We start from the raw sequence: 26,862 nt of genomic DNA, 5'->3' as shown, positions 1-26,862 counted from the left end.
GTCAGGCGAAGGCTTCGGCCAGGAAGGTCTCGAGTTCTTTCAGGTGCCGGCTCATCTGGCCGGCCGCCGTCGAGGCGGAGGCGGGGCGACCGACATAACGGGCGCGCTTGGCCTTGATCGACAGGCGATCGAGCGTCAGTTCCAGCCACGGGTCGACGAACGTCCAGCCGCCCATGTTCTTCGGCTCTTCCTGGCACCAGACCAGCTCGGCGTTGGCGAAGCGCGCCATCACCTGCATCACCGACTTCATGGGCCAGGGATAGAACTGCTCCAGACGCAGGATGTAGACGTCGTCGCGACCGGTCTTCGCCCGGGCGTCGATCAGGTCGAAGTAGACCTTGCCCGAGCAGATGATCACGCGGGTGATCTTGTCGTCGGGCTTGAGCGTGATCCCGCCCACGTCGCAGCCGGCTTCGGCCCCGTCGACCATCACACGGTGGAACGACGAGCCCTCGGCGAGGTCGGACAGATTGCTGACCGCCTTCTTGTGCCGCAGCAGGCTCTTGGGGGTCATGACCACCAGAGGCTTGCGGAACTCGCGGTGCATCTGGCGGCGCAGGGCGTGGAAGTAGTTGGCCGGCGTCGAGCAGTTGAGGACCTGCATGTTGTCCTCGGCGCAGGACTGCAGGAAGCGCTCGAGACGGGCCGAGCTGTGCTCGGGGCCCTGGCCTTCGTAGCCGTGCGGCAGGAGCATCACGAGGCCGCTCATCCGCAGCCACTTGCGTTCGCCCGAGCTGATGAACTGGTCGATGACCACCTGGGCGCCGTTCACGAAGTCGCCGAACTGGGCCTCCCAGAGGGTCAGCGTGTTCGGGTCGGCAAGGCTGAAGCCATACTCGAAGCCGAGCACCGCTTCCTCGGACAGGGCCGAGTCGATGACCTCGAAGTTGGCCTGACCCGGACGCAGATTGTTGAGGAAGGTGTAGTGCTCCTCCGTCGTCTGGTCGATCAGGTCGCAGTGCCGCTGGGTGAAGGTGCCGCGCACGCTGTCCTGACCGGACAGACGCACGGGAATGCCTTCGTCGAGCAGGGTGGCGAAGGCCAGATGCTCGGCCGTGCCCCAGTCGAGGCCTTCGCCGGCGTCGATGGCCGCGCGGCGGCCCTCGATGACGCGGCGGACCGTCTTGTGGGCGTCGATACGCTCCGGAATCGTGGTGATGGCCCGGCCGAGATCGACCAGCTTCTGCATCGCCACGCCGGTCTGGCCACGACGATCCTCGTCGCCGTGCTGGGCGAGGCCCGCCCACTTGCCGTCGAGCCAGTCGGCCTTGTCGGCCTTGTAGGTCTTGCCGGCGTCGAACTCGGCATCGAGGAAGGCGTCGAACTCGGCGATCCAGCCGGCCACGTCGGCCTCGGTCGCCACGCCCTCGGCGATCAGCCGGCGGGAATAGAGTTCGCGGGTCGATGGGTGGTCCTTGATCTTCGCGTACATCAGCGGCTGGGTCATCGTGGGGTCATCCCCCTCGTTGTGACCGAAGCGCCGGTAGCAGAACATGTCGACGACCACGTCCTTGCCGAACTTCTGGCGGTACTCGGTGGCCACCTTGGCGGCGTAGACCACCGCTTCGGGGTCATCGCCGTTGGCGTGGAAGATCGGCGCCTCGACCATCAGCGCCACATCCGAGGGATAGGGGCTGGTGCGCGAGTAGCGCGGGTCGGTGGTGAAGCCGATCTGGTTGTTGACGATGAAGTGGATCGTGCCGCCGGTGCGGAAGCCGCGCAGGCCTGACAGGGTGAAGCACTCGGCGACCACACCCTGGCCGGCGAAGGCCGCGTCGCCGTGCATCAGCAGCGGCAGGACGTGAGTGCGGCCGGCGTCCGGCGTCTCGCGCAGGGTGAAGGCCTGCTTCGCCCGGGCCTTGCCCAGCACCACCGGATTGACGATCTCGAGGTGTGACGGGTTGGCGGTCAGCGACAGGTGGACGTTGTTGTCGTCGAACGAGCGGTCGGACGACGCGCCCATGTGGTACTTCACGTCGCCCGAGCCCTCGATGTCAGAAGGCAGGGTCGAACCGCCCTGAAACTCGTGGAAGATGACGTGGTAGGGCTTGCCCATCACGGCGGCCAGGACGTTCAGGCGGCCGCGGTGCGGCATGCCCAGCACGATGTCCTTCACGCCCAGGGCGCCGCCGCGCTTGATGATCTGTTCGAGGGCCGGAATGGCCGCCTCGCCGCCGTCCAGACCGAAGCGCTTGGTGCCCGGGAAGCGGCGATGGAGGAATTTCTCGAAGCCCTCGGCCTCGATCAGCTTCTTGAGGATCGCCACCTTGCCCTGGGGCGTGAAGACGATCTCCTTGTCGCGCCCCTCGATGCGCTCCTGCAGCCAGCCCTTCTCCTGCGGATTGGAGATGTGCATGTACTGCACGCCGACCGCGCCGCAGTAGGTGCGGCGGACGATGGCGAGGATCTCGCGCAGGGTCGAGGTTTCAAGACCCAGTACGTAGTCGAGGAAGATCGGGCGGTCGTAGTCGGCCTCGGTGAAGCCGTAGGTCGTCGGGTCCAGCTCGGTGGCGTCGCCCGGCGGCATGGCGATGCCCAGCGGGTCGAGGTTCGCCCGAAGGTGGCCGCGCATCCGGTAGTTCCGGATCATCATGATGGCGCGCAGGGAATCCAGCGTGGCGGCGCGGACGTCGGCGGCGGGCGCCGCCGGCTGGCGGGCCTCGATGGCCTTGCCGAGCTTTGCCTCTACCGACGGCCACAGACCGTCGAGCGCCGACAGCCAGTCCGGCCGCGCGGCGGGGGTCGGGTTGCTGGTCCAGCTGGGCTTGGCGGCGGACGCCTGGATCGACTCGGTCCGGTCGGACAGCGAGGCGAAGAAGGCCTGCCAGGAAGGATCGACCGAGCCCGGATTCTCGGCCCAGCGGGCCTGGAGGTCTTCCACGAAGGCGGCGTTGCCGCCGTACAGGAAGGAGGTTTCGGTCAGAACCTGATTGATGATGCCTGCGTCGTCCGCCATCGGTCTCGCGCCTTCAGCCCTCGGGGGTCAGGGCTGTGTATCTGCGGGGTATATAGTCTCTGTTAACCCCGGGTGGACCCCGGGAAATTCCCGTGAGGGATGTTTTTTGGGTGCAGAGCACAAATAATCCTCCCCATCGGGGGAGGTGGCTCGCCAAGGGCGAGACGGAGGGGGTCCGCTCCGGTCTCGGGTGACCCCCTCAGTCGCCCCGGACCAAGTCCGGGGCGACAGCTCCCCCGAAGGGGAGCATCTATGGAATCAGCCCTTGAGCACTTCCAGCAGAGTCTCGCCGAGACGCGCGGGCGAGGACGACACGCGGATGCCGGCGGCTTCCATGGCCGCGATCTTGTCTTCGGCGCCGCCCTTGCCGCCCGACACGATGGCGCCGGCGTGGCCCATGTGACGGCCGGGAGGGGCCGTACGGCCGGCGATGAAGCCGACCATCGGCTTCTTGCGGCCGCGCTTGGCTTCGTCAATCAGGAACTGCGCCGCGTCTTCCTCGGCCGCGCCGCCGATTTCACCGATCATGACGATCGACTTGGTGGCTTCGTCAGCGAGGAACAGCTCCAGCACGTCGATGAACTCGGTGCCCTTGACCGGGTCGCCGCCGATGCCGACGGCCGTGGTCTGGCCGAGGCCCGCGTTGGTGGTCTGGAACACTGCTTCATAGGTCAGGGTGCCGGAGCGCGAGACGACGCCCACGGTGCCCTTGGAGAAGATCGAGCCCGGCATGATGCCGATCTTGCACTCGCCCGGCGTCAGGACGCCCGGGCAGTTCGGACCGATCAGGCGGGACTTGGAGCCCTGCAGCGCCTTCTTGACCTTGACCATGTCCAGCACCGGGATGCCCTCGGTGATGCAGACGATCAGGCCGATCTCCGCGTCGATGGCTTCCAGGATGGCGTCGGCCGCGAAGGGCGGCGGGACGTAGATCACCGAGGCGTCGGCGCCCGTGGCGTCCTTGGCTTCGCCGACCGTGTCGAACATCGGCAGGCCCACGTGGACCGTACCGCCCTTGCCGGGCGTCACGCCGCCGACCATCCTGGTGCCGTAGGCGATCGCCTGTTCGGTGTGGAAGGTGCCCTGGGCGCCGGTGACGCCCTGGCAGATGACCTTGGTGTTGGAACCGATGAGAACCGACATCTAGCGAGCACCCTTCACGGCCGCGACAATCTTTTCCGCGCCGTCCGACAGATCGTTGGCGGCGATGACGTTCAGGCCGCTTTCGTTGATGATTTTCTTGCCCAGTTCGACGTTGGTGCCTTCGAGGCGAACGACGAGCGGAACCTTCAGACCGACTTCCTTGACCGCGGCCACCACGCCTTCGGCGATGATGTCACAGCGCATGATGCCGCCGAAGATGTTGACCAGGATGCCTTTGACGGCGGGGTCGGCGGTGATGATCTTGAAGGCCGCGATGACCTTCTCCTTGGAGGCGCCGCCGCCGACATCGAGGAAGTTGGCCGGCTCGGCGCCGTACAGCTTGATGATGTCCATGGTCGCCATGGCCAGACCGGCGCCGTTGACCATGCAGCCGATTTCGCCGTCCAGGGCGATGTAGGCGAGGTCATGCTTGCTGGCTTCGATTTCCTTGGAGTCTTCCTCGGTCTCGTCGCGCAGGGCCTTGATGTCCGGGTGGCGGTAGAGGGCGTTGCCGTCGAACGACAGCTTGGCGTCCAGAACCCGCAGGTGGTCGTCAGCGGTGACGATCAGCGGGTTGATCTCCAGCATGGCCATGTCCTTGGCCAGGAACGCCGTATAGAGCTGGCCGAGCAGCGTGGCCGCCTCCTTGGCGAGGCTGCCGGTCAGGCCGAGGGCCTTGGCCAGCGCGCGCTGGTGGGTCGGCCAGACGCCGGTGGCGGGGTCGATTGAGAAGGTGTGGATCTTCTCGGGCGTGGAATGCGCCACATCTTCGATGTCCATGCCGCCTTCGGTCGAGGCGACAACCGAGACCATGCTCGACTGACGATCGACCAGCAGCGACAGGTAGAATTCCTTGGCGATGGCCGCGCCCTCTTCGATGTAGAGGCGGTTGACCTGCTTGCCCTTGGGGCCCGTCTGGTGGGTCACGAGCACGCGGCCGAGCATCTCGGCGGCGTTGCCGCGGACCTCGTCGACCGACTTGACCACACGGACGCCGCCCTTGGCGTCGGGGCCGAGCCCTTCGAACTTGCCCTTGCCGCGCCCGCCGGCGTGGATCTGGCTCTTCACGACGAAGACCGGCGTGCCGAGCGTCTCGGCGGCCTTGGCGGCTTCATCGGGAGTGAAGGCGGCAAAGCCGCGCGGAACGGGGACGCCGAATTCGGCCAGAACGGCCTTGGCCTGGTGTTCGTGAATGTTCATCGAGAATCCGGTCGCGGGACATGTCGGGAAACCCACCGGACGGCAGGTGGCGGCGGTTATAGGCGCCCCGTGCTGACGCCGCAACCGCGCGCGCGTGATTGGCAAGGCTCTGGCGCGGATCGGCGAATTCGAGCCTGAACCTTGCTCAGAGAGGGCCCGAGACCGAAACAGTCGCCTTCCGTTCCAGACGGCCCCAGCCGACTCGCGCGCCCCGCACCGCCGTCGCCAGCGACTTGACGACGACATAGTACATCAACTGTCGGTAGCCGAACCGCTGGGCGGGCAGCAGCCAGAAGTCCTTCCAGGGCGCACGGCGCTCGAGCGCCATGCCCAGCGCCCCGGCCGACAGGTCGACCATGATGAAGGCGGCCCAGTAGAACAGGTTCCGCCAGCTGTCGTCCGGGGACCAGTCCACGTGCCGGAACACGGCGCCGAATATCGCGCTGCCGAGACTCCAGACGACCGCCAGATCGACGACCGGCGCGACGACGGCCAGCAGGATCTGGAACAGCCAGATTTGCGGCAGGGCGACGAAGCCGAGCACCGGATGCTTCGTGCTGAACATGGCGCTGCGGTGTTTCCACAGACACTGCAGGGTGCCGAATGACCAGCGGAAGCGCTGTTTGAGCAGGCCGCGGACGGTGTCGGGCGCCTCGGTCCAGGCCAGCGCCTCAGGATCGAAGGCGACCTTCCAGCCTGCCCGCTGGGCGGCGATCGTCAGGTCCTGGTCCTCGGCGAGCGTGTCGGCCGGATAGCCGCCGAGGTCGATCAGGGCCTGACGCCGCCAGCCGCCGACCGCGCCCGGCACCACCGTCACGGCGCCGAGCGTCGCCAGCGCCCGGCGTTCGAGGTTCTGGGCCGTCACGTATTCCAGCGCCTGCCAGCGGGTTACGAGGTTCAGACGGTTGCCGACAAGGGCGTTGCCGGCCACGGCGCCGATCTTCGGATCCTGGAACCAGCGGACCAGCTTGCCGATCGTCGGCGGCGGGAACTGGGTGTCGGCGTCCAGGGCGATGACGATCTCGCCCTTCGCCATCGTCAGTCCGCGGTTCAGGGCCCTCGCCTTGCCGCCATTGGGGAAGCTCATCAGCGTCACGCGCGGCTCTGCGCCGAAGGCCTCGCGGACCCGGTCGGCGGTCGCGTCGCCGCTGCCGTCATCGAGAACCAGCACCTCGAGCGACGTCCAGTCCGATTCGAGTATCCGCGAGATCGCGCTGACGATCACCTTCTCCTCGTTGAAACAGGGGATCAGAACGCTGACCAGCGGCCCGGACTTCGGATCGATGTCCGCCGGCGCCCGCCGGGTGCGGCCGTGGGTCAGCGCCAGACCCGCGAGAAATACCAGCCGGGCCATGCCCAGCACGATGGCGCTGAGGAACAGCACGGTCATGGTGGTCTGAGCCGCGCGGAAGAAGCCGAAGCCCATGCGGTCGAGGGTCAGTTCAACAGGGTCGCGTGTCGCGGCAGGCATGGCCTGGGCCGACGTCATGCCGGCCAGCTCACCGACGGTGGTCAACCGGTAGCCGTGTGCCCGGATCGCGTCGATCAGGCCCGGCAGGGCGGCGACGGTGCGGCTGCGGTTGCCGCCCGAGTCGTGCAGCAGGACCACCTGACCCGGCCGGTCGCCCGGATGATCGAGCCGGTCGAGCACGCGTTGGATGATCTGGTCGGAGGTGGGCTTCTGCCAGTCATCAGGGTCGATGCGCAGGCCGACCGTCAGGTAGCCGAGCCTCTGGGCCGTCACCAGCGGCATGACCTCGGCCGGGGTCGAGGGTTCGGCGTCGCCGAAATAGGGCGGCCGGAACAGACGCATCGATCGTCCGGTGATCACCTCGAACAGCCGCTGGGTCGCGTTCAGTTCGACCGCCGTCTCCGCCAGCGGCGTCTCAGCGATGTTGGGATGGGTCCAGGTGTGCCCGCCGACCTCGTGGCCCTCACGCACCTCGCGGGCCACCAGACCCGGGCTGCGCTGCATGTTTTCGCCGATGACGAAGAAGGTCGCGGGCGCCTGTTTGGCCTTGAGGATGTCGAGGATCCTGCCGGTCCAGCGTGGGTCAGGCCCGTCGTCAAAGGTCAGGGCGACCGGGCCGCGCGGACGGCCGAAGCGCTCGATGATGTAACCGGTCGGGATGGCGTCGTAGTGCTCGCGCGCGATCAGGCCGGTGTCCGGATCGAACGTCAGGGTGCGCCGACCGGCGGTCGGCCGGCGGCCGACGCGGAGCACCTCGCCTTCACCATGGAAGTCGACAGTCTGCCCGGCAGCCAGGCGCCTCAAGCCACTGGCGCTGGCCTCGCCCGGCGGATGGCCCAGCACCGTCCAGACGCCAGGATCCTCCATGCCCATGCGCCAGATGGCGTAGCCGCGCGGCCGCCAGGAGTCCGAGGCCTTGACCGCGTTGAACACGGTCGTGGCGTCGAGGAACCAGACGACGTGGGCCAGACCCGCGTCGTCCTGGTAGCGAAAGGTCGGGTTGAGGCTGTCGTCGTCGGTGGCGATGTCGACGCCGGAATCGGCGGCCAGCTGCAGCGCCTCGTGGAAGGTCACCGCCGCGCCGGGCGCGTTGTCCTGTCCGACCGGCCAGTCGTAGCCATAGGCGCCAAGGGCCAGAATCGTCTTCGCCGGATCCAGGGTCCGGCCCCGCCGGTCGAGTTCAATCTGGAACCAGTCCTGCCCGGCGTTGGGACCCGGGTCGCCGCGTCCATAGTGCTCGTCATAGGCCATCAGCACGAGGGCGTCGGATGCCCGCTGCAGCCTGCGCAGCGGCCAGCCTTCGCCGTCGAACGGCGCCGTCACCCAGACCTCGCGGCCGATTGGCTTCAGCGCCGCGCGAACCTGCGTCACAAACCCGGGATAGGCGCGCAGGGAGACCTCGGAAAGATCCTCAAGGTCGAGCACATAGCCGCCGTAGCCGCGCGTCTGGGCCAGAGCGGTCAGCCGGGCGATCAGCCGCGAGCGCGCGGCGGGGCTGGCTAGAAGGCGGTCCCCATCACGGCCATTGAAGCTGCCGTTGGCCGAGTTGTGCACGAGCGGCAGGACGGCCGGATGGTTGGGCGCGGCAGCGATGCGGGCCACGGCCTGGGGGTCTCCGGTGACCACGACCTCACCCGCAGGACCACGCATCTGGATCCACTGTGGCGAGACCACATCGAGCCGCCCGATGTTGGCCCGCAGCGATGCGCGGGACGCTTCGTCCCACGAGACATAGAAGCCTACGGTCAGAGGCTTGGCGCGTCCGGATGTCTTCGATGTCGCCAGCCGGGGCACCCTGCGCCAGGCCGGCCGGCCGCGGATCCGACGGGCGGTCTCGACGTGCAGCGCCCGCAGCACCTGCGGGTCCTTGAGCGCCAGGTCGGGCAGTCGCGGGGCAAAGGCGAAGGTGACGAAGAAGCCGGCCACGACGGCGGCGGTGAGCGACAGGACGATCCCGAGCACGACCCCTGCGCGCCTGGCCCTGCGGCCGGTCGGATCGTGGAAGATGTCCTTGTGCATGTGGTCCGACGTCCTGACAGGAGCCCGGACGCGGCATTGGCTCAAATTGTGGTCGGATGAAGGACGGAGCCGGACACGAAAACGGCGGCGGTCCGGATGGACCGCCGCCGCTGTCACGACCCTCGGGGGGTCAGGTCGAGACTAGTACTTCGCGGAGATGCGGAAGGTCCAGGTCTGCGGCGCGCCGTAATAGGCGGTGCGGATGCCGCCGACCGAGGAGAACTCCTGGGCGTCGGTCTTGTAGAGCTCGTCGGTCAGGTTCTGGCCGTAGAGGCCGGCCGAGAAGCGGCGGTCAGCGCTGTCCCACACGAGGCGGGCGTCCATGATCCAATGGTTTTCATCCCACATGCCCGGCAGGTGGACACGGCTGTTGGTCGCGGTGTTGTCGACCGACAGCGCCATGGCGGACCGGTAACGGGCCTGGCCGCCGAGCGTGACCGAACCGGCGTCGCCGAGATTCCACTCATACTGGGCGCCGTAGCGGGCGGTCCAGCGCGGCGCGAAGGCCGGCTCCTGGAAGGCCCGGCTACCGCCAGTAGCGGTGAAACGCACGTCGGCGAACTCGTCATAGCGGGCGTCGAGCAGGCCGAGCTGGGCATCGAGGCGAAGCCCCGAGACCGGCAGCACGATCAGTTCGAGTTCCGCGCCTTCGATCTTCATGGCGCCGGCGTTGATGACGGTCAGTTCCGGGCTGGGCAGACCGGTGCCGGGATCGGTGACCGTTCCCGAGACGCGGGCCTGGAAGTCCTTGTAGTCGTTGTGGAAGACCGCGAAGTTGGCGAGGACGCGGTTGTCGTAGAAGGTCGTCTTGAGGCCGGCCTCGATGCTGGTCACTTCTTCCGGATTGTAGGGAGCCTGTTCGCCCGGGTTGTTGGCGCGGCCGTTGAAGCCGCCCGACTTGAAGCCCTTGGAGTAGCGGACGTAGCCCATCACGTTGTCGGCCGGCTTCCAGTCCAGCGAGACCATCGGCGACACGTCGTCCCAGGTTTCGTTCAGATTGTTGAAGGCGAAGGCCGGGTTGGCCGTGAAGATGGGGTTCGACGAGAAGGTCGAGGTGGTCCGCGAGTAGGTCTTCTCTTCCGAGGTGTAGCGCAGGCCGCCCGACAGGTTGACCGTGTCGGTCAGGGCGTAGGTGGCGTTGAGATAGATGGCCTGGCTGGTGGTCTCCAGGTCGTCGTTGACCGTCCGCGTGAACGTCGGGTTGGCGAACAGCGGGCCGATCAGGTTGTCGGCGAAGGCCGCCTGTTCGGAGGTGATGTTCTCCTTCATCCAGAACACGCCGCCCACGAACGTCAGCGGACCGCCGGCGTCATAGGCCAGCTGGAATTCCTGGCTGGTCTGGTTCTGGTCGACGCCGACGAAGACGTCGCCGAGTTCGAACTGGGTGGCGTCGATGTCGATGTAGTCGTCGGTCTTGAGGTTGCGGTAGGCGGTGATCGACTTCAGCGTGAGGGCGTCGGAGATCTCCCAGGTCACGTTGGCGGCGTAGCCGTAGTGGGTCAGCTTGGTCGAGTTGGGCAGGCCGGGCGTCGTGCGGGTCTTGAAATTGTAGGTCGGCGGCGGGTTCGGGATCGCCAGAATGACGCCGCCGAACAGGGTCGTCAGCGTGCTGGTGGGCTGACCAACCGTCATCGCCGCGTCGTCACGGCTGTAGTCGGCGGACAGATCGACACGCACGGAGTCGGTCGGGGTCCAGGACGCCTGGCCGCGGATGGCCATGGTGTCCTTGTCGTTGTACTCGGCGTGCGTGACCGGGTCCGTGACGTAGCCGTCGCGCTTCGAGATCAGGCCCGAGACGCCGAGCGCCAGGGTGTCGCTGACCGGACCGGAGACCGAAGCCTTCACTTCCTGCTGGTTGTAGCTGCCGAAGCCGGCGGCGATGCCGGCGCGGAACTGGTCGCCGGGACGCTGGGTGACCACCTTGAGGGCGCCGCCGATGGTGTTCTTGCCGTACAGCGTGCCTTGCGGGCCGCGCAGGACTTCGATGCGCTCGATGTCGAACAGGTCGAACTGGGTGCCGCGAATACGGCTGTAGTAGACGTCATCGACGTAGACGCCGACGGCCGGGTCGAAGGTCTGCAGCGCGTCCGGCTGGCCGATGCCGCGGATGAAGATGTTGGTCGCGTTCGAGGAACCACGGCCCTGGCCGAGCACCAGGTTCGGCACCGAGCCGGTCAGGCCGGTGACGTCGGTCGCCTGGACGCGGTCGAGCGCCTTGGCGTCGAAGGCGGTGACGGCCGCCGGAACGTCCTGCAGACGCTCTTCGGTGCGGCGGGCGGTGACGACGATCTCGCCAACGGTCGTGTCACCGGTATTGGCGTCCTGCGCCACGGCCACGCCGCTTACGGCCGTCCAGGCCGCACCGGCCAGCAGCATGCTCTTCCACATGGTCTTCATTCCTGTCGCCCTCCCAATTGGCGTCGCCACGACCGCAGTCGCCAGGCCGGTCCGTTAGCGGACGCAGTTGATTGTTAATTTCACCAGATCGCGAATTGTGCTGACCATCGGGCACGAGGGCGGCGCGCGGAAGGGCCCGCGCGCACCGTCGCCCTAGTTTTTCACCATGTGATGAATTGGCGCCACAGAGGCGCCGACGTCGCCCGTCAGCCGGCGCGGTTGCGAACCACGGCCTCAAATCCGGCGGCGCAATAGGCGTAGAGCCGGCGACGGGCCGACTCCAGATCGCTCGAATGACAGAGTCCGTCGGACAGCTGGTCGATGCGGCCGGTCTCCGCGACGGTCAGCATCATCGACCCGGTCAGGAACTGGTAGCACCAGTAGAGATCGCGCACGTCGGCGCCCGGCAGGGCCTTGCCGAGCAGGTCTATCAGCTGGCGCACGACCGGGTCGAAGAAGCGGTGCATGACCTCCCCGCCCCAGGCCGGCGTCGTGTTGATCTGGGCCACCAGGTTCAGGAAGTTCTTCCAGCCCGGACCGCCGTTGAGGGCGCGCTCGGCGAGCGGATCGATGAAGGCGGCGATGACGCCCTCGGCCGTCATGGTTCCTGGATGAGCCGCCTCGTAGGCGGTCATCGCGTCAGCACGGGCCTGGTTGATGACCTCGGCCCGCCGCAGGAGGACGGCGTCGAACAGCTCGCGCTTGGCCCCGAAGTAGTAGTGGATCAGGGCCGTATCCACGCCCGCTTCCGTCGCGACCTGGCGCGTCGTGACGCCGTAGAAGCCATGTCGCGCGAACAGGCCTTCCGCCGAATCCAGGATCACTTCCTTGAGGTCGACCTTGGCGCCCTTGGACGGACGACCCCGTCCGATATTGCGCGCGCGCGGCTTGGCGGAGGTCATCGCGAAGCGGATCCAGACGGGCTCACCGGTCGTGAGCGCCTTCTGCGATACGCCGCCGCCTCGCCCGCTGGCAAGGCCGGTTCAGCCGAAGAACAGCTTCCACATCAGCCGGCCGGGCAGGAAGGTGAAGGCGCCCGCGACGATCGAGGCGCCCCAGAACAGACTGGTCATGGCCCGGCGGTGGACATTCACATTGTGCTTGCGGGCGGCCCAGACGGCGAAGGGCAGCGTCACCAGGGTCCAGCCGCTGAGCAGGTGGATCAGGGACCAGTAGTCGCCGTTCAGGCCGACGATGAACAGCGAACTGGCCGCCGTCGCGCCCATGAACAGGGTCCATGTCCAGCCGAGCGTGCGGTGCAGGGTGTTGCCCTTGCGAAGGGTCAGGATCGTCGCGCCGAGCCCCACCCCGAAGACCGCCGCCAGCATGTGGACCTTGATCACGGCGGGCTGGGCCATGAACAGCGGAATGTCCGGACCGTGCGGCGTGGCGTGCAGGGCGGCGCGCAGCAGCTGGGGTCCGAACAGGACCACGGCGGTCACGCCGGCGGCCAGCGTCAGCAGGGTTCCCGCGAAACGGCTCGCGGGCAGGGTCTTGGCGAAGAGGTTCAGGCTCATGGTCAGGCTCCCGTAAACAGGCCGTGCAGGCTCATCGGCAAGGCGACGTCGGCCCGCCAGGTACAGATCGGTCCGGCCGATACCCGGTGCGCGTCGAAGACATGCAGCTCGGTGGCCTTGGCGTCGAGGTTGATGCCCGTCCCGACCAGCCAGCCGTCGAACTCGGCGGAGCCATCCGGGCGCGGCACGAACAGGACTTCCTCGACGAGGTGGCGAGCGCCGAAGTCGAAGCTGTCGATGCGGTCATGCTTCCAGTCGCGCACGGCGACGGACTGGAACAGCGGACTGTCCCCGCGTCCGCCGCCGAGACAGGCCGTCTTCGTGCGGGTCAGGCCGGCGAAGCGGGGATCAGCCTTGGGAAACTCGGCCATCAGACCGGCGCGTTCGACCCTGGCCTTTCCGTCGGGGTGGAGGCTGATCAGGCGCATGTCGGGGCGCGCTGTCGCGGTCGGCTTGCGACCCGCCACCATGTCCCGGGCGCCCTGCATGGCGAAGGTCGGATCTGCGTCGGCGCAGATGTCGAACCGGATCGTTCCATCCGCCTCTTCCCAGGCGTCGCCCATGTGGAAGAACGAGAAGGCTTCGGTTTCGTAGATCCGGCGTTTCGTCAGGTCCGCCTTGTCGACGACCAGGATCTGGGCGCCGGTCTCCGGCTGCCAGGCGTAGCTATCGACGATCGGGGCGACAAAGCGGGTCTGCACCCAGGGCTGCAGCACGATCACCAGATGCCGGGCCGTGGCGGTGAAATCGTGCAGATAGCTGGCGCGCGGCAGGTCGATGAGACTCGCCATCCGCAGGGAGGCGTCGGCGCCCAGATGCCAGACCAGCGCCTTGTTCCCGCTGACGCCGAGGTTCCACACCGTTCCATCCGGTTCGAACCGCGGGTGCGCCAGGAAGGGCATGCCCTTGAGATCCGGCCGCAAGGTCTTGAGGCCCTTCGTCTCGAGCGTCGTCGCATCCATCAGCGTCGGCGAACCGGCTTCCCAGAGGGCCCAGAGATCGCCGCCGGCCATCATCACCGAGATGTTGGCCGCGTTGACGTCGTCCGGGCCGCCAACCGCCGCGCCCTTGCCGCCCATGGTGCCGAAGCCTGGCGTGATCACAGCGTCCGCGGCGGTGTCGACGCGGCGCTTCCGGGTATCGACGAAACGGGCCGACAGCGTGACCTGCCCGTCGTTGATCGCGTAGCGACGAACGAGGCCGTCGCCATCGAACCAGTGCCCGACCGAACCGCCCGGCCGGTGGAACTTCGCCGGTCCATTGCGGAACAGACGGCCCTGCAGGCCCGCCGGCGCCTTGCCGTCGACCAGGGTCATGGCGCGCGGCGCGATATCGGCCTCTATATCGGTCACGGCCAGGGTCCAGTCCCCGATCCCCGCCGTAGCGGCGTAAAGGACGTCCGGGTTCAGGGCGACGGCGGCGAGGCCGGCGGTGGCGGTCAGGAAGGCGCGGCGGTTCATGGCGGGTCTCCGGTCAGGCGGTCAGAGGGCGCAGGTCAGTCGATGGTGATCGACTGGGCGTTCTCGCCGGCCGTCACCTCGAACACCGCGTCGGCCCAGGCGGGCGGCGCCATGTGACCCTGCGCGTTGTTGGACGCCGCATAGGGCTCGAGCGGAATGCCGAAGGGGTTGGTGTTCATCCGGCCGTCGCCGTCGACGTCGTGGTAGGCCTTGATGGCGTAGCGGCCGGGCGTGAGCCCGGTGATCGTCGCGCTGGCGTCGGCGCCCGATACGGCGATGCGGACGCCCTGGACGGGCTTGCCGCCGGAGAAGGCCCCCTCGCTGTCGAAGACGCCCGCCATGATCGCACCGGTCGGGGTCTGGATGCCGGTGAAGGTGACGGTGATGCTGGCGGCCGGCGCCGCGTCCTGGGCTCGCGCCGCATTCAGCGGAAGGAAGGTGAAGGCCGCGGCCTGCAGGCTGGCGATTGACAGGAAGAGAGCGGCGGTCTTGATCCGGGGGGAGGTCATCTGGGCTGCCTTCGTTTGGCGGGTTGCGATGACGACGGCTTAGACGGGGCGGCCGGATGGCGCAGTCGGACATGCGTGGAGAACAGCCTTCCGTTCGCGAACGGACAGGCGGCGCCGTTCACGCTTCGTGGATCGACGGCTTCGTCCAGGCGCGGCACCTGCGGGGCCTAGGGCTCGCCGCGCTGGCCGGCGGCTTCCTGGCGGCGGCCGGCGCCTTCCAGACGGGCGACGCGCCGGTGCTGGCGCGATTCCTCTACTGGATTCCGGTCATGCTGATCGGCGCCGTGGGCGGGATCATCGTGTCCGTGCTCGTCGATCAGGGCGGCTGGTTCGATGACAATCCGCCGCTGCAGGGCGCCGTGATCGCCGTGAGCCTGAGCGTGCCGCTGACCGGGGTGATCTGGGCGGTAACAAGCCTGGCCTTCCATGACGGCCGTCTGGTTCCCGCCCAGGCGGTGATGTTCGCCGGTCCGGTGTTCATCGTCACCTCCGTGATGACGGCGCTGAACTACTTCACCCAGAAGGAGCCGCCCGCGACCCATGCGGCGCCTTCCGGGGCCGCGCCGCCGCGGTTTCTCGAACGCCTGCCGAGCAAGCTGCGCGGCGCCGAGATCTTCGCCATCGAGGCCGAGGACCACTATCTGCGGCTGCACACCAGCAAGGGTCAGGATCTGATCCTGATGCGCCTGTCAGACGCGGTCGCCGAACTGGAGGGCCTGGAGGGCGCACAGGTCCATCGGTCCTGGTGGGTGGCGAAATCGGCCGTCGCCGACGCCCGTCGCGGGGATGGTCGGGCGACCCTGACTTTGAACGACGGCGCGACCGTGCCGGTCAGCCGCGCCTATGCCCGCGCCCTGCGGGAGAGCGGCTGGATCTGACGGTCAGGCCCGGCGACGGGCCTGCCACTGCTCGCGGCTCTGGCCCCAGATGTCGATCGGCAGCTCGTGATAGGGCGGCGGCATGGCCATGACGTTGGCCTGCATCAGGTAGGATCCGAGACGCCGCGCGACCTTCTGCGAGCTGAAGTTGCCCGGATCGATGCTGTGGATGACCTCCGTCCAGCCGAGATTGTCGAACGCCCAGTCGATCGTCTTCTCGGCGGCTTCGAGCGCGTAGCCCTTGCCCCAGAAGGCCCGCCGGAGGCCCCAGCCGACCTCAGTGCCCGGCCACTCCTCCGGTTGCCAGGGACCGACGCGGCCGACCCAGTCGCCGCTGGACTTCTCGATCACCGAGAACATGCCGTAGCCCAGGATGGCCCATGACCCCGCCATCGAGGCCAGGCCCCGCCAGCTCTGGGCCCGCCCCTGCAGGCCGCCGATGAAGCGCGACGCCTCCTCGTCCCCCATCAGCTCGACCCAGCCCTCCAGGTCCTCCTGACCCGGCGGGCGAAGGATCAGACGGTCGGTTTCGAGGGTCGGGCCGGGAGCGATCATGACGTCGTCTCTAGCGCAGCTCCGGGAAAAAGGGCGCCGCCTTTGTGGTTTGGCCGACGGCCCGCCCCGCTTGACATATCCCGAGGCCGGCCCGAGCTAGGCGCCTTCCCCCTCAGGAGGCGTCATGGCCAACGACCTGCAGCTTCGGCTCAATCCGGCCCTGGACGCCGAGGTTTTCGCGGAGATCTATCGCCGCGACCGGCTGGTGCAGATTCCGGATGTGTTCGAGCCGGAGGTGGCCGCCTCGATCCGCGAGCTGCTGGTGCGTCACACACCCTGGCGTCTCGTGCACGGGGCAGAAGAAGGGCCGACCTTTCTGACCGGCGATCAGATCAAGGCCATGGGCCAGCCGGCTTTCGGCGCGATCATGCAGCGGGTGATGCAGCGGGCCGCCGAGAACCACGGCTACCTCTACAACGTCTATCCGATGATCAAGGCCCATCTCGAGGGCTGGGATCCCGGCCATCCGCTGCATCAGCTGACCGAGTTCCTGCAGTCAGACGAGATGCGCGAGTTCGGACGGAAGGTGATCGGCGCGGACCGGATCACCAAGCTCGACGCCCAGGCCACCTGCTACGGCCGCGGACACTTCCTGACGCGGCACATCGACGAAGGCGACCGGCTCGAACGCCGCGCCGCCTATACGCTCGGCTTCAGCAAGGGCTGGCAGCCGGACTGGGGCGGTCTTCTGGCCTTTCTGACGCCGGACCTGAATATCGAGAGCGGCTGGACGCCCGGCTACAACGTGCTGACGCTGTTTGACGGACTGCGGGTCCATTCGGTCACGGCCGTCTCGCCGTTCGCGCCCGAGGCCCGCTACTCGATTACCGGCTGGCTGAGGGATGACCCGCCGGCGGGCGCGGGACGATAGGACAGTGGGGCGGCGTTGAAATCAAACCGGCGGAGCAATGAAGGCAAGAAAAAGGGCGGCCGCCTTTCGGCGACCGCCCTCTCGGATATCGAAGCGCGAAGGAATCAGACCAGCGAGGGGTCGATGACCTTGCAGGCTTCCATCAGGCCCTGAACCGAGGCGACGGAGGCGGCGAACATGGCCTTCTCTTCGTCGTTGGTTTCGAACTCGATGACGCGTTCCGCGCCGCCGGCGCCGATGACCACGGGCACGCCCACGTATAGATCCTTGAGGCCGTACTGGCCGGTCAGGAAGGTGGCGCAGGGCAGGACGCGCTTCTTGTCCTTCAGGTAGCTGGTGGCCATGGCGATGGCGCTTTCGGCCGGGGCGTAGAAGGCCGAACCGGTCTTCAGCAGGGCGACGATCTCGCCGCCGCCGCCGCGGGTGCGCTTGACGATGCCGTCGAGCTCTTCCTGGGTCATCCAGCCCTGCTTGACCAGTTCCGGCAGCGGCAGGCCGCCGACCGTCGAGTGGCGCACCATCGGCACCATGTCGTCGCCGTGGCCGCCGAGCGTCCAGGCGTGGATGTCTTCCACCGACACGCCGGTCTTTTCAGCGAGGAAGTAAGCGAAGCGCGCCGAGTCGAGGACGCCGGCCATGCCGATGACCTTTTCCTTGGGCAGGCCCGAGAACTGCTGCAGCGCCCAGACCATCGCGTCGAGCGGGTTGGTGATGCAGATGACGAAGGCGTTCGGGGCATGAGCCTTGATGCCCTCGCCGACGGCCTTCATGACCTTCAGGTTGATGCCCAGCAGGTCGTCGCGGCTCATGCCCGGCTTGCGCGGCACGCCGGCGGTGACGATGCAGACATCGGCCCCGGCGATGTCCTCGTACGAATTGGCGCCCTTGAGGGCCACGTCCTTGCCGAAGACGGCCGAGCCTTCGGCGATGTCGAGCGCCTTGCCCTGGGGCGTGCCCTCGGCGATGTCGAACAGGATCACGTCGCCCAGCTCCTCGCGGGCGGCGATGTGAGCCAGGGTGCCGCCGATCATGCCGGCGCCGATAAGGGCGATCTTCGCGCGAGCCATCTGTGGCGTCTCCGAATTGGGAAAAAGGATCGCGCGGGGTCTAGACCCGGGCGGGTTCCGCCTCAAGCCCCCTTTCGCGGATGCGAAGAGCGCGGCAATAGGACCTTGCGTGGTTCGAGACGCTTGCCCGTGCTCGCTCTTCACAATGACGACCTTTGAAGTTCGTCATCCTGAGGAGCCCGAAGGGCGTGTCGAAGGACGCAGGATGGCGCAGCGGAGCACCCCATGTCCAAGACCGATCCCGGCAACTACTTCGAGGACTTCCGGCTGGGGCAGGTGCTGACCCACGCCACGCCGCGCACGGTCACGGTCGGGGATGTGGCGCTGTACAACGCCCTCTACGGGCCGCGGTTCGCGCTGTTCTCGTCGGACGAATTCGCCAGGTCCTGCGGCCTGCGCGGATCGCCGGTCGATCCGCTGATCGCGTTCCACATGGTCTTCGGCAAGACGGTGCCGGACATCAGCCTCAACGCCGTGGCCAACCTGGGCTACGCCGAGGGGCTGTTCCTCAAGGCGCTGTATCCCGGCGACACGGTGACCGCGACCAGCGAGGTCATCGGGCTGAAGGAGAACTCCAACCGCAAGACCGGCGTCGTCTATGTGCGCACCACCGGCGAGAACCAGCACGGCGAGACGGTGCTGAGCTATGTGCGCTGGGTGATGGTGCGCAAGCGCAGCGAGGCCGCCGCTGTCCCTGAGCAGGCGACGCCGACGCTGTCCGTAGCCGTGGCGGCGAGGGATCTTGTCCTGCCCCTGGGCATCGACTTCAGCCGCTACGACTTTCCTCTGGCCGGCGCGCCGCACGCCTTCGAGGACTACGCCATCGGCGAAAAGATCGACCACGTCGACGGCATGGCCATCGAAGAGGCCGAGCACCAGATGGCCACGCGGCTCTACCAGAACACCGCCAAGGTCCACTTCAACCAGTATGAACGCGCCAAGGACCCGACGGGCCGGCGACTGGTCTATGGCGGGGTGGTGATCTCCACGGCGAAGGCGCTGAGCTACAACGGGCTGCAGAACGCCGGGCTGATGCTGGCGATCAACGGCGGGCGGCATGTGAACCCCTATTTCGCCGGGGCGACGGTGTTCGCCTGGAGCGAGGTGCTCGACAAGGCTGATCTCGGCAAGGGCGTTGGGGCGCTGCGGCTGCGGCTGGTGGCGACGAAGGACCGGCCCTGCGCGGACTTCCCGGACAAGGATTCGGCCGGCGCCTATCCGCCCGAGGTGATCCTCGACTTCGACTACTGGGCGGCGGTTCCCAAGCGTGGCTGAGTTCGCGCCCGATCCGGCCTTCGAAGGCGGCTCGGTCGCGGTCGGCGACCTGCCGCTCTGTCATGTCCGCCTTCAGACCGACGCGCGCTGGCCGTGGCTGATCCTGATCCCCCGCCTGCCCGGCTTGCGCGAGATCGAGGACCTGCTCGCCGCCGATCGTGCGCGGCTGATCGAGGAGTCCGTGCTGGCCGGGCAGGCCGTCCGGGCGATGGGTGAGGCGCTGGGCCGGCCGGTCGAGAAGCTGAATCTCGGCGCCCTGGGCAACGTCACGCCCCAACTGCATGTGCATCTGGTGGGACGCCGGGCCGGCGACGCTGCCTGGCCGGGGCCGGTGTGGGGCGTTGGGATGGCTGAGGCTTATAGCGCCGACGCGCTGGAGCTTGCGATAGGCACCGCGGGCAACGCCTTGAACTTCTAGATCCGCTCATCCCGGCGAAGGCCGGGACCCAGGCGTTTTTGAAACCGCAGCTCACCTTTGCAGCTAGCCACAGACCTTGCCTAAACCGTGAGCCGAAGCTCTGAAAAAACCTGGGTCCCGGCCTTCGCCGGGATGAGCGGAATTATCGAACCCTAGTTCCGCTTCATCACCACCGAGTGCACGCCGGCCTCGTCCATCAGGTCGCCGCGCCAGGTTCCGTCGGCAGCGGGGGTCAGGCTGAGGACGGCGGTAGGCCTGCCCGGCGCCCGGGTGATGCGGATGGTCAGGACGGTCGGCTGGCGATCGAGGCTGTCGATCAGGCCGACACGGCTGACCGGGACGTCGAGGCTGCGCCAGGCGCCCTCGAGCTGGCCGTAGCCCTGGCCGCGATCGACGAGCTGCAGCGACAGGACCGGCGCGCCGGCGGCCGTGCGGATGGTCCAGCCGCCATCGAGCGGGCCCTGCAGGCCCTGGGAGGCGGCGGCCGAGCCGCGGATGCGGCTCTCGTAGGTCAGGTCGAGCACCGTCGGCGGGCCATCGGGGCTCTTGCCGACCTCGTCGATCATTACCGGCTGGCCGGGATCGGGACGCCGCGCGGGCGACGTGACCAGCGGTCGGGCCAGCAAATAGGTCGTCGAGGGCGCGGGCGGAGGCGCATAGCCAGGGGGCAGCGGCGCGGGCCGGTCCGCGGGCATCGCGTCCGCCTCTTCATCGGTCGTCTGGTCCGGCGGCAGGGCGGCGGAAATGGCGTCGCCGATCGGATCGGTAGCGGGAGGCTGCGCGTCCGGCCCGACCGGAGACGACGTCGGCGCCGGCCCTGTCGGGGGTTGGGCCGCCGCCCCGCCGGCGCCCAGCGCCAGCGTCAGAACAAGGGCGAGGCCGAGCCTCAAGCGGCTTCCGCCAGGGCGATGGCCTCGGCCACGGCGACCAGCCGCTCGGCCTGGGCCAGGTGCAGCAGCTCGGCCATCTTGCCGTCGACACGGATGGCGCCCTTGCCCTGGTTGTCCGGCAGGGCAAAGGCGGCGATCACCGCCCGGGCCCAGTCGACCTCGGCCGGGGCCGGCGAGAAGACAGTGTTGCAGACGTCGATCTGTTTGGGGTGGATCAGGGTCTTGCCATCGAAGCCGAAGTCGACGCCCTGGCGACAGACGGCTTCCAGCGACGCCTGGTCCTCGATGTCGTTGTGCACGCCGTCGAGGATGGTCAGGCCGTGAATCCGCGCCGCGGCGACCGCCATCGACAGGGCGGCGAAGAACGGCTCCCGACCCGCCGTCAGGCGATAGCGCATCTCCTTGGCCAGATCATTGGTGCCCATGACGAAGGTGGTCAGCTGGGTCGAAGCCGCCGCTTCGGCGATGCTGTCGAGCGCGAACAGCGAGCGGCCGGTCTCGATCATCGCCCACAGGGCCGTGTCGGCGTGCAGTGGGCCGGAGTAGGCGGCGACGTCCGCGGCGGAATTGACCTTGGGAACCAATATGGCGTCCGGCCGGGCCTCGGAGGCGGCGCGCAGGTCGTCGGCGCCCCAGGGGGTGTCGGAGCCGTTGACCCGGATGACCAGCTCGCGCCGGCCGAAGCCGCCGTCGCGCACGGCCTGGACCGCCTGTTCGCGGGCCATCTCCTTGGCCTCCGGCGCCACCGCGTCTTCGAGGTCGAGGATGACCACGTCGCAGGGCAGCGTCTTCGCCTTCTCGATCGCCTTGGCGTTGGAGGCGGGCATGTAGAGGGCGCTGCGGCGGGGACGGGAGGTCATGGGTCGGTTCTGCGTCTCAGGCTGGGGTCTGCTGCTTCTCTACTGTCATCCCGGACGGGCTGGAAGGCCGATCCGGGACTGGGAGGAGGTGTGATGCAAAACCGGGCCCGAAGTGGGGCCGTCATCTCCCGGAGGGCGTCCACGACAGACCCCCTTCCCCCTCGATGGGGGAAGGGTCGGGGATGGGGGTGTGGCTACGGCGTTGCGGGAAGGCCGTTGTTTCGGCGCCGGCGCCAACGTCTGCCCTTCGCCTGGCAGAGCGGCCACACCTCCACCCAACCCTCCTCCATCGAGGAGGAGGGCTTTTCGAGGGTGAACGTTGAAACAGGCGATGATGAAGGATAGCCCTTGCGTCTTGATGGAATCGGCGCGCGGAGCGGAGCGCCTAGTCAAGGACGCCCGTCCGCGCCATGCTCCGCCAAGGCATCAGGGCGGGTGTGCAATCGGGTTTAGAGAGCTCACTCAATCTGCTACACAACCCACCAAGGGCGGCCGCATCGGCCGCCCGCTGTGTTTGCGCCATGACCTCTCCCGCCCCCCTCGCCGCTGACGCCGACGACGTCCAGGTCGTGACGTTCGGCTGCCGGCTGAACGCCTATGAGAGCGAGGCCCTGCGCGCGCGGGCGCAGGCGGACGGGCTGGAGAACGCGGTGGTGTTCAACACCTGCGCCGTTACCAACGAGGCCGTCCGGCAGGCGCGGCAAGCCATCCGCAAGGCGCGGCGCGAGCGGCCGGACGCCCGGCTGATCGTCACCGGCTGCGCGGCCCAGATCGATCCGGCCGGCTTCGCCGCCATGCCGGAAGTCGACCTGGTGCTGGGCAACGCCGAAAAGGCGCAGCCCGGCGCGCTGGCCGATACGTCGGCGCGGGTGCGGGTCAACGACATCATGTCGGTGCGGGAGACGGCCGGCCATCTGATCGACGGGCTGCGCGACCGGGCGCGAGCCTTCGTCGAGGTGCAGAACGGCTGCGACCACCGCTGCACCTTCTGCATCATCCCGTTTGGTCGGGGCAATTCACGCAGCGCCGCCGCCGGCGAGGTGGTCGAGCAGGTGCGCCGGCTGACCGCCGAGGGCTATCGCGAGGTGGTGCTGACCGGGGTCGACATCACCAGCTGGGGCGCCGACCTGCCGGGCCAGCCGACGCTGGGCCAGCTGGTGTCGCGGATCCTGAAGCTCGTGCCCGACCTACCCCGCCTGCGGCTGAGCTCGATCGACGCGGCCGAGATCGATCCGGACCTGATGCGCTGCCTGGCCGAGGAGCCGCGGCTGATGCCGTATCTGCACCTCAGCCTGCAGGCCGGGGACGATCTGATCCTCAAGCGGATGAAGCGCCGCCATCTGCGGGCAGACGCGTTGAAGCTGATCGCCGACGTGCGCGCCGTGCGGCCGGATACCGCCTTCGGGGCCGACCTGATCGCCGGCTTCCCGACCGAGAGCGACGCGGCGTTCGAGAACACCCTTGCCCTGGTCGAGGAGGCAGGGCTGTCGTTCCTGCACGTCTTCCCCTACAGCGCCCGCCCCGGCACACCTGCGGCGAAGATGCCGCCCGTGAAGGGCACGGTGATCAAGGACCGCGCCCGCCGCCTGCGCGAAGCCGGCGAGGCGGCGCTGCAGCGGCATCTGGAACGACAGGTGGGCCGGGTGCTGAACGGGTTGGTGGAGAAACCCGGCGTGGCGCGGGCGGATGATTTCACGGAGATCGCGTTTGTCGGCGAGGCGCCGGTGGGCGAGATCGTGCCGATGCGGGTGACGGGGGTGACCGGCGGGAAGGTCCTGGCGGCGCTCCTCTGATGTTCCTCCCCCGGAGGGGGAGGGGGACCATGCGGAGCATGGTGGAGAGGGAGACGCCCGCGACGGATCATCCCGCGCGACGCTTTCAGGCTGCTGATCCTCCCTCTCCGACCCGGCGCTGCCGGGCCACCTCTCCCTCTGGGAGAGGAGGAAATTCAGGCGTAACCTCCCTGCCAAGTCACCCTGGGGAGGGACGATCATGACCACCATCAACAGCCGCCTCTGGCCGGCGCTGACGGCCATAACGGGCGTCGGCGCGCTGGCGATCACTGTCGCCTTCCGCATGCTGACCGAGGTCAAGGCGGCGGGAGCCTGCGCCGCCGGGGATGCGGTGCTGAAGTTCGAACTGGCGACGAAGATGTCGGACCTCGACGCCATCTTCGGCGGCCCGGCCTGTTCGTCGAAGGTCATCGCCGCCATGGACGCGGTGAACCACCTCGATATCGCGGCCTACATCCCGGCCTACACCGCCTTCGGCATCTGCGCGGCGATCTGGCTGGGCGGGCGCCTGTGGGAGCCGCTGGTCCAGGCGGCCGTCGCCCTGGCGCTGCTCGCCTTCGCCGCCGACATGGTCGAAACCACCGGCCTGTTGCGGATGACGCGGGACCTGGGCGCCGCCGAGCCGCTGCTTGGGCGGGTATCGACCGCGGCCTGGATCAAGTTCGCGGCTCTGGCGGCGCATGCCTTCATGCTGGCGCTGGTCTGCCTGAGGTCAACGCCCCGCAGGCGAATTCTGGCGGTGTTGCTGGTGCTTCCGGCCATCGGCGTGGTCGCGGCAAGGATCGATCCAGGCAGCCTCGGCCTGATGACCCTCGGCTTCGTCCTCAGCTGGACGCCGATGCTGCTGGTGGCGCTGAAGGAAACCGTCTGGCCGCGGAAGATCTGACGGTCAGCCCTTGCGGTCAGTCTTCGCCAGCTCCGCCTGCAGCAGGGCGTGAATGTCGTAGCCGTAGATCGTCAGCCCCTCGACGTTGGCGTTGTCGATGGTCACGCCCGACAGATTGACGTCGTTCAGTCGCGCGCCGCGCAGGTTGACGTTTGTGAACTCGGCCCCGGACAGGTTCACGTCGTCGAACACGGCGCCGGCCAGGTTGCGGTTCTGGAAGCGGACAGGCTCACTCATCAGCATCGTCTCCCGTGGATGCGCCGCCGAAGCCGGGCAAGCTCCAGCCGAATTGAAGGGCGCCGCCGCGGATGGCCAGGGCGACAACGAAGCCCGCGCCGGCCGCGAACAGCCGGTCCGCACCGATGCTGGCGAGGGTGACAAACACCGCCGCGCCCAGCAGGGCGGCGGTCACGTAGATCTCCCGGCGCAGCAGCACGGACGGCTCGTTCGCGAGAATGTCGCGCAAGACGCCGCCGAAACAGGCGGTCAACACGCCCATGACCACGGCCGATATGGGGTGGACGCCGAGGCTGAGCGCCTTGGCCGCCCCGACCACGCCGTAGGCGGCCATGCCGATGGCGTCGAGCCAGAGCAGAAGGCCCATCCGCCAGGTCCGCGTCCCCAGCAGCCAGACGGCGATGGCGGCTCCAAGGCAGACGACGAGATAGCCCGGCCGGGCGACCCAGAAGACCGGCGCGCCGATCAGCAGGTCGCGCAGGGTCCCGCCGCCGACGCCGGTGATCGCCGCGAAGAAGGCGAAGGTGATGATGTCGTGCCTGCGCCGCGCGGCCGCCAGCGCGCCGGTAGCGCCGAACACGGCTACGGCGGCGTAGTCGAACAGGATGAAGCCGAGATCGAGCGGGGACATGGTGGCCGTTCTGCCACGAGTGGGCGCGCCGCCAAACTCCCTCGTCATCCTCGCCCTTGTGGCGAGGACCCCTCTCGAAGCGCAACGAACCTGTCACGCTGGAACACCCCGGGTGCAGCGGAACGAGGGATCCTCGCCACAAGGGCGAGGATGACGGCAGGGGTGGAGCCCGCGCCCGCTAACCGCTAAGAGCCCGCCCATGGCAGAGCAGAAACAGGGCTGGTTCCAGCGCCTCACGTCGGGGCTGTCGCGGACGACCCGCGAGATGACCGAGCAGGTCACCAGCGTGCTGGTGAAGAAGCCGCTCGACCAGGAACAGCTGGACGCGCTGGAAGAGATGCTGATCGAGGCTGACCTCGGTCCGCACGCGGCCGCGCGTATCACAGAGGCCTTCGGCAAGGCCCGCTTCGGCAAGTCCTCCACCGAGGACGAGGTCAAGGAGGCCCTGGCCGAGGCCGTGGCCGCCGAGCTGGTCCCGCGCCAGGGCGTGTTCGATCCGCTCTCGGGGCCCCGGCCCTATGTGGTGCTGTTCGTCGGGGTCAACGGCTCGGGCAAGACCACCACGCTGGGCAAGATCGCCCAGGACCTGCGGCTGAAGGGCGCCAAGGTGCTGATCGCCGCCGGCGACACCTTCCGCGCCGCGGCCGTCGAGCAGCTGAAGATCTGGGCCGACCGCTCGGGCGCGGCCTTCCTGTCGGCGCCCATCGGCGCGGACTCGGCCAGCCTGGCGTTCGACGCCGTCGAAAAGGCCCAGGCCGAGAACTTCGACGTGGTGCTCATCGACACCGCCGGCCGCCTGCAGAACAAGCAGGACCTGATGAACGAGCTGCTGAAGGTCATCCGGGTGATCAAGAAGGTCGACCCTGAGGCGCCGCACGAGACGCTGCTGGTGCTGGACGCCACGGTCGGGCGCAATGCGCTGGCCCAGGAGAAGATCTTCGGCAACCAGGTCGGCGTGTCGGGCATCGTCATGACCAAGCTGGACGGCACCGCGCGCGGCGGGGTTCTGGTGCCTGTCGCCCAGGCCTCGGACTCGCCGATCAAGCTGATCGGGGTGGGCGAGGCCATCGAAGACCTGCAACCTTTCGACGCCCGGGCCTTTTCACGCTCGCTGGTCGGCCTGGAGAGCTGAGAAAAATGAACGACATGCAGCCTGTCAAGCCGAAGCGGAAGGGCCCCGCGTGGGTTCGCCACGCGGTCGATTACGGCCCACTGCTGGGATTTTTGATCGGCTTCCTGGTCACGCATGACCTTCAGAAGGCGACCTGGGTTCTGGTGCCAGCGTCCGCTGTTGCGTTGGCCATCGGTCTCGCCGTAGAGCGCCGGATCGCTCCTGTTCCACTATTCGCCGGCGGCGCAGCGTTGGTGTTTGGCAGCCTTGCTCTGATCTTTCAGGACAACAGGCTGCTGATGATCAAGCCGACAGTCGTGAATGGCATTTTCGCGGTGCTCCTGTTCGGCGGCCTGCTGATGAGGAAAACGCCCTTGAAGCTGCTGATGGGCGAGGCGGTGTCGATGTCCGACGCCGGCTGGAGAACCCTTTCGATTCACTACGGCCTGTTTTTCCTCGCAGTCGCCATTCTGAACGAAGTCGTCTGGCGTACTCAGCCAGAGACCGCTTGGGTCTGGTTCAAATTTCCCGGCATTGCGATCCTGACGCTCTTGTTTTCCCTGACCCAGGTGCCGTTCATGATGAAGCACATGCATGTGCCAGCGGACGCCGACACACCCAATCCTGAGACCTAGCCCACTCTCAATCCTCTCCCGTAGGGAGAGGTGGCCCGGCGGAGCCGGGTCGGAGAGGGAAGCGCCGCTGTTCGGTGATCCTC

The 26,862-nt window shown here is 68.0% G+C and carries 22 protein-coding genes and 1 pseudogene; 8 read left to right on the top strand and 15 right to left on the bottom strand.

Annotated elements, in window-relative coordinates; translation table 11 throughout:
* Nucleotide 1: 1 nt before the first annotated feature.
* From ACODSL_RS14060 to ACODSL_RS14020, 9 genes are all read right to left on the bottom strand, one after another.
* On the bottom strand, nt 2-2,956 hold the full coding sequence (locus ACODSL_RS14060; protein WP_488901321.1) for a 2-oxoglutarate dehydrogenase E1 component: 2,955 nt from the start codon (nt 2,954-2,956) through the stop codon (nt 2-4).
* A 258-nt stretch (nt 2,957-3,214) separates the two neighbouring features.
* Entirely contained in the window at nt 3,215-4,099 is an 885-nt protein-coding gene (gene sucD / locus ACODSL_RS14055; protein ID WP_488901320.1) for a succinate--CoA ligase subunit alpha, read from the bottom strand.
* A complete protein-coding gene (gene sucC / locus ACODSL_RS14050; RefSeq protein ID WP_488901319.1) occupies nt 4,100-5,299 on the bottom strand; it encodes an ADP-forming succinate--CoA ligase subunit beta in 1,200 nt (399 codons plus the stop codon).
* Nucleotides 5,300-5,444: 145 nt separating this feature from the next.
* A complete protein-coding gene (locus ACODSL_RS14045) occupies nt 5,445-8,789 on the bottom strand; it encodes a trifunctional glycoside hydrolase family 18/polysaccharide deacetylase/glycosyltransferase family 2 protein (protein ID WP_488901318.1) in 3,345 nt (1,114 codons plus the stop codon).
* 141 nt (nt 8,790-8,930) lie between these two features.
* Nucleotides 8,931-11,186 carry a TonB-dependent receptor gene (locus ACODSL_RS14040; protein WP_488901317.1) on the bottom strand — a complete coding sequence of 752 codons (2,256 nt, stop codon included), beginning with the start codon at nt 11,184-11,186 and terminating at the stop codon, nt 8,931-8,933.
* Nucleotides 11,187-11,392: 206 nt separating this feature from the next.
* The gene (locus tag ACODSL_RS14035; protein WP_488901316.1) at nt 11,393-12,088 is read right to left on the bottom strand and encodes a TetR/AcrR family transcriptional regulator; all 696 of its coding nucleotides are present in this window, start codon (nt 12,086-12,088) and stop codon (nt 11,393-11,395) included.
* An 81-nt stretch (nt 12,089-12,169) separates the two neighbouring features.
* A complete protein-coding gene (locus ACODSL_RS14030) occupies nt 12,170-12,703 on the bottom strand; it encodes a DUF2306 domain-containing protein (protein WP_488901315.1) in 534 nt (177 codons plus the stop codon).
* A 2-nt stretch (nt 12,704-12,705) separates the two neighbouring features.
* Nucleotides 12,706-14,163, bottom strand: coding sequence for a carotenoid oxygenase family protein (locus ACODSL_RS14025; protein WP_488901314.1), 1,458 nt, complete (start codon nt 14,161-14,163; stop codon nt 12,706-12,708).
* A 35-nt stretch (nt 14,164-14,198) separates the two neighbouring features.
* A complete protein-coding gene (locus tag ACODSL_RS14020) occupies nt 14,199-14,672 on the bottom strand; it encodes a DUF2141 domain-containing protein (RefSeq protein ID WP_488901313.1) in 474 nt (157 codons plus the stop codon).
* A 56-nt stretch (nt 14,673-14,728) separates the two neighbouring features.
* Between ACODSL_RS14020 and ACODSL_RS14015 the strand changes: the two genes are divergently transcribed.
* Complete coding sequence (locus tag ACODSL_RS14015) at nt 14,729-15,550, top strand: LytTR family DNA-binding domain-containing protein (RefSeq protein WP_488901312.1); 822 nt, start codon at nt 14,729-14,731, stop codon at nt 15,548-15,550.
* 3 nt (nt 15,551-15,553) lie between these two features.
* Here the strand turns inward: ACODSL_RS14015 and ACODSL_RS14010 are convergent, their stop codons facing one another.
* Nucleotides 15,554-16,105 carry a GNAT family N-acetyltransferase gene (locus ACODSL_RS14010; protein ID WP_488901311.1) on the bottom strand — a complete coding sequence of 184 codons (552 nt, stop codon included), beginning with the start codon at nt 16,103-16,105 and terminating at the stop codon, nt 15,554-15,556.
* Between the two features lie 124 nt (nt 16,106-16,229).
* Here ACODSL_RS14010 and ACODSL_RS14005 point away from each other — a divergent pair, with 124 nt between their 5' ends.
* Nucleotides 16,230-16,976 (top strand): 2OG-Fe(II) oxygenase, encoded by a 747-nt coding sequence (locus tag ACODSL_RS14005; RefSeq protein ID WP_488901310.1) that lies wholly within the window; start codon nt 16,230-16,232, stop codon nt 16,974-16,976.
* 104 nt (nt 16,977-17,080) lie between these two features.
* Here ACODSL_RS14005 and mdh read toward each other — a convergent pair whose 3' ends face one another.
* Nucleotides 17,081-18,043: a malate dehydrogenase gene (gene mdh / locus ACODSL_RS14000; protein WP_488901309.1), complete on the bottom strand. Its 963-nt coding sequence runs from the start codon at nt 18,041-18,043 to the stop codon at nt 17,081-17,083.
* A 225-nt stretch (nt 18,044-18,268) separates the two neighbouring features.
* Here mdh and ACODSL_RS13995 point away from each other — a divergent pair, with 225 nt between their 5' ends.
* Nucleotides 18,269-19,318, top strand: coding sequence for a MaoC family dehydratase (locus ACODSL_RS13995; protein WP_488901308.1), 1,050 nt, complete (start codon nt 18,269-18,271; stop codon nt 19,316-19,318).
* Nucleotides 19,311-19,736 (top strand): HIT domain-containing protein, encoded by a 426-nt coding sequence (locus ACODSL_RS13990; protein ID WP_488901307.1) that lies wholly within the window; start codon nt 19,311-19,313, stop codon nt 19,734-19,736. Before ACODSL_RS13995 ends, ACODSL_RS13990 begins: the two co-directional genes overlap by 8 nt.
* A gap of 152 nt (nt 19,737-19,888) precedes the next feature.
* Here ACODSL_RS13990 and ACODSL_RS13985 read toward each other — a convergent pair whose 3' ends face one another.
* Both ACODSL_RS13985 and ACODSL_RS13980 read right to left on the bottom strand, forming a co-directional pair.
* Complete coding sequence (locus tag ACODSL_RS13985) at nt 19,889-20,626, bottom strand: hypothetical protein (protein WP_488901306.1); 738 nt, start codon at nt 20,624-20,626, stop codon at nt 19,889-19,891.
* Nucleotides 20,623-21,486 (bottom strand): HpcH/HpaI aldolase/citrate lyase family protein, encoded by an 864-nt coding sequence (locus ACODSL_RS13980; protein ID WP_488901305.1) that lies wholly within the window; start codon nt 21,484-21,486, stop codon nt 20,623-20,625. The genes ACODSL_RS13985 and ACODSL_RS13980 overlap by 4 nt, the downstream gene beginning before the upstream one ends.
* Before the next feature lie 465 nt (nt 21,487-21,951).
* On the opposite strand from ACODSL_RS13980, the pseudogene mtaB reads away from it, so the two are divergent.
* Together mtaB and ACODSL_RS13970 are read left to right on the top strand one after the other, a co-directional pair.
* Nucleotides 21,952-23,279, top strand: a pseudogene (mtaB, locus tag ACODSL_RS13975) (tRNA (N(6)-L-threonylcarbamoyladenosine(37)-C(2))-methylthiotransferase MtaB).
* 199 nt (nt 23,280-23,478) lie between these two features.
* Nucleotides 23,479-24,165 (top strand): hypothetical protein, encoded by a 687-nt coding sequence (locus ACODSL_RS13970; protein ID WP_488901304.1) that lies wholly within the window; start codon nt 23,479-23,481, stop codon nt 24,163-24,165.
* Between the two features lie 3 nt (nt 24,166-24,168).
* On the opposite strand, the gene ACODSL_RS13965 is transcribed toward ACODSL_RS13970, so the two are convergent.
* Nucleotides 24,169-24,402 carry a pentapeptide repeat-containing protein gene (locus ACODSL_RS13965; RefSeq protein WP_488901303.1) on the bottom strand — a complete coding sequence of 78 codons (234 nt, stop codon included), beginning with the start codon at nt 24,400-24,402 and terminating at the stop codon, nt 24,169-24,171.
* Nucleotides 24,395-25,033 carry a trimeric intracellular cation channel family protein gene (locus ACODSL_RS13960; protein ID WP_488901302.1) on the bottom strand — a complete coding sequence of 213 codons (639 nt, stop codon included), beginning with the start codon at nt 25,031-25,033 and terminating at the stop codon, nt 24,395-24,397. The genes ACODSL_RS13965 and ACODSL_RS13960 overlap by 8 nt, the downstream gene beginning before the upstream one ends.
* 199 nt (nt 25,034-25,232) lie before the next feature.
* Here ACODSL_RS13960 and ftsY point away from each other — a divergent pair, with 199 nt between their 5' ends.
* Both ftsY and ACODSL_RS13950 read left to right on the top strand, forming a co-directional pair.
* Nucleotides 25,233-26,165 (top strand): signal recognition particle-docking protein FtsY, encoded by a 933-nt coding sequence (gene ftsY, locus ACODSL_RS13955; RefSeq protein WP_488901301.1) that lies wholly within the window; start codon nt 25,233-25,235, stop codon nt 26,163-26,165.
* A 5-nt stretch (nt 26,166-26,170) separates the two neighbouring features.
* Nucleotides 26,171-26,779, top strand: coding sequence for an inner membrane-spanning protein YciB (locus tag ACODSL_RS13950; protein ID WP_488901300.1), 609 nt, complete (start codon nt 26,171-26,173; stop codon nt 26,777-26,779).
* Nucleotides 26,780-26,862: the final 83 nt, after the last annotated feature.

The organism is Caulobacter sp. FG121 (assembly GCF_057809815.1).
Note: the sequence above shows the minus strand (reverse complement) of the source record. Positions and strands in the feature narration are given on the sequence as shown.

What these genes read in the sequence shown, in the direction of transcription:
- mdh (WP_488901309.1), bottom strand. Translation starts at nt 18,043, where the DNA reads ATGGCTCGCGCGAAGATCGCCCTTATCGGCGCCGGCATGATCGGCGGC.
- ACODSL_RS14005 (WP_488901310.1), top strand. Translation starts at nt 16,230, where the DNA reads ATGGCCAACGACCTGCAGCTTCGGCTCAATCCGGCCCTGGACGCCGAG.
- sucD (WP_488901320.1), bottom strand. Translation starts at nt 4,099, where the DNA reads ATGTCGGTTCTCATCGGTTCCAACACCAAGGTCATCTGCCAGGGCGTC.
- ACODSL_RS13995 (WP_488901308.1), top strand. Translation starts at nt 18,269, where the DNA reads ATGTCCAAGACCGATCCCGGCAACTACTTCGAGGACTTCCGGCTGGGG.
- ACODSL_RS14060 (WP_488901321.1), bottom strand. Translation starts at nt 2,956, where the DNA reads ATGGCGGACGACGCAGGCATCATCAATCAGGTTCTGACCGAAACCTCC.
- ACODSL_RS14035 (WP_488901316.1), bottom strand. Translation starts at nt 12,088, where the DNA reads ATGACCTCCGCCAAGCCGCGCGCGCGCAATATCGGACGGGGTCGTCCG.
- ACODSL_RS13965 (WP_488901303.1), bottom strand. Translation starts at nt 24,402, where the DNA reads ATGAGTGAGCCTGTCCGCTTCCAGAACCGCAACCTGGCCGGCGCCGTG.
- ACODSL_RS14045 (WP_488901318.1), bottom strand. Translation starts at nt 8,789, where the DNA reads ATGCACAAGGACATCTTCCACGATCCGACCGGCCGCAGGGCCAGGCGC.
- sucC (WP_488901319.1), bottom strand. Translation starts at nt 5,299, where the DNA reads ATGAACATTCACGAACACCAGGCCAAGGCCGTTCTGGCCGAATTCGGC.
- ACODSL_RS14015 (WP_488901312.1), top strand. Translation starts at nt 14,729, where the DNA reads ATGGCGCAGTCGGACATGCGTGGAGAACAGCCTTCCGTTCGCGAACGG.
- ftsY (WP_488901301.1), top strand. Translation starts at nt 25,233, where the DNA reads ATGGCAGAGCAGAAACAGGGCTGGTTCCAGCGCCTCACGTCGGGGCTG.
- ACODSL_RS14040 (WP_488901317.1), bottom strand. Translation starts at nt 11,186, where the DNA reads ATGAAGACCATGTGGAAGAGCATGCTGCTGGCCGGTGCGGCCTGGACG.
- ACODSL_RS13950 (WP_488901300.1), top strand. Translation starts at nt 26,171, where the DNA reads ATGAACGACATGCAGCCTGTCAAGCCGAAGCGGAAGGGCCCCGCGTGG.
- ACODSL_RS13980 (WP_488901305.1), bottom strand. Translation starts at nt 21,486, where the DNA reads ATGACCTCCCGTCCCCGCCGCAGCGCCCTCTACATGCCCGCCTCCAAC.
- ACODSL_RS13970 (WP_488901304.1), top strand. Translation starts at nt 23,479, where the DNA reads ATGACCACCATCAACAGCCGCCTCTGGCCGGCGCTGACGGCCATAACG.
- ACODSL_RS14010 (WP_488901311.1), bottom strand. Translation starts at nt 16,105, where the DNA reads ATGATCGCTCCCGGCCCGACCCTCGAAACCGACCGTCTGATCCTTCGC.
- ACODSL_RS14020 (WP_488901313.1), bottom strand. Translation starts at nt 14,672, where the DNA reads ATGACCTCCCCCCGGATCAAGACCGCCGCTCTCTTCCTGTCAATCGCC.
- ACODSL_RS14025 (WP_488901314.1), bottom strand. Translation starts at nt 14,163, where the DNA reads ATGAACCGCCGCGCCTTCCTGACCGCCACCGCCGGCCTCGCCGCCGTC.
- ACODSL_RS14030 (WP_488901315.1), bottom strand. Translation starts at nt 12,703, where the DNA reads ATGAGCCTGAACCTCTTCGCCAAGACCCTGCCCGCGAGCCGTTTCGCG.
- ACODSL_RS13960 (WP_488901302.1), bottom strand. Translation starts at nt 25,033, where the DNA reads ATGTCCCCGCTCGATCTCGGCTTCATCCTGTTCGACTACGCCGCCGTA.